Origin of the sequence: Polynucleobacter sp. AP-Kaivos-20-H2 (genome assembly GCF_018882215.1) — a bacterium.
In the GTDB taxonomy this organism is placed as follows: Bacteria; Pseudomonadota; Gammaproteobacteria; order Burkholderiales; family Burkholderiaceae; genus Polynucleobacter.
The window spans coordinates 1-232 of the sequence record NZ_JACVOX010000015.1; the positions used below are offsets into that span (position 1 = coordinate 1).

The 232-nt window shown below is 45.7% G+C and carries 1 protein-coding gene; it reads right to left on the reverse strand.

From position 1 onward, the window contains the following. On the reverse strand, window positions 1-232 hold a 232-nt coding region (locus ICE89_RS11665), incomplete at both ends, for an autotransporter-associated beta strand repeat-containing protein (protein WP_216266029.1).

The following is a 232-nucleotide window of genomic DNA, read 5'->3' on the forward strand; positions in this document are numbered from 1 at the left end:
CTAAATTAGCAGCCGCATTGGTTGAGGCACCTAAATTACTACTAGAACCACCATTAGCCAAAGTTGATACTGAGAGTGTTCCACCGGAGATGGTTGTGACTCCAGTGTAGGTATTGGTACCGGATAGTATCCAAGTACCTGCCCCAGATTTAGCCAGACTCGTTAGGCCAGTATTGTTAGCCAATACTTGACTCAGTGTGTTGTTGTTTGTACTGGTACCTGCCAGCGTTAA